Source organism: Neobacillus sp. NRS-1170 (assembly GCF_050468025.1).
The window spans coordinates 1-861 of record NZ_JBITPF010000085.1; the positions used below are offsets into that span (position 1 = coordinate 1).

An 861-nucleotide genomic window follows, 5' to 3' on the forward strand; every position below is an offset into this window, starting at 1 on the left:
TATAAGTCTTTTTTCTCAAATGGTCCAGATTTATCCTTTTCAGTAATGTACACCCAACTATTAGGCCTTTACCGCAAGGTAAACCACTATGGAAATCTAAGAAAAATGGAGAAATCGGGAGATTTTCCTTTCTTTATTGAGGGAGGATAGTTTAATAACAGTCAAAAAGACAAAAAAAATTGGTTCTTTTTCAATCGCTTAAAGCCTAGATTAAATTTTAGCGATAAACCATTGTCATTAACCAAATTTGTTATAGTTAATTCTATTTATATTTAAAAATTACACCTAACAAGTTGTTAGGTGTTTTTATATGAAAACAACACTCATAATTAAATGACATTAGGAAATAATAAGAAAAATTGAGGAGGATATATATGTACAAACTTGCTTTTGCACTCCCCTTTTTGTTTGCTTTATGGCTTGCAAATCCAGCATATGCTGTTGAAGTAAATGGCATTATTCAGATTATGGATCAAAACAATAAAGTTATAGTAAAGAAAAATATAACATTTGAAGAGGGAGACACTATTTACGACATAACCAAAAACAACTTTGATGTGGCGGAAACAAACGGTATGATAACAGGAATCAATGGATTGGTTGATAAACCTACAGAAAACATCCATTGGGCTGCATTTATTGATGGTAAATTTGTTGAAATTTCACCAGACGATGTAGGACTTTACGCAAATGATATTTTAACTTGGGCGTTAAGGGATTACGATAAACAAGAAATAATGAAATAAAAAGAAATGTTCATCACGGAGGTTATATAATTCGCCTCTTTAGAAATAAGAGTTGAAGAGCCAGCTGCCAATCTCGGCAGCTTTTTTATTTTAAGTAACGGGGCAGTTGTGCGGC

At 32.3% G+C, this 861-nt stretch carries 1 protein-coding gene; it reads left to right on the top strand.

Features of this window, described 5'->3' with window-relative positions:
• Positions 1 to 374: 374 nt before the first annotated feature.
• Entirely contained in the window at positions 375 to 746 is a 372-nt protein-coding gene (locus ACIFOT_RS28850) for a DUF4430 domain-containing protein (RefSeq protein WP_335714806.1), read from the top strand.
• Positions 747 to 861 lie beyond the last annotated feature (115 nt).

Excerpts from the sequence above, each read along its gene's own strand:
- ACIFOT_RS28850 (WP_335714806.1), top strand. The coding sequence starts at position 375 with ATGTACAAACTTGCTTTTGCACTCCCCTTTTTGTTTGCTTTATGGCTT.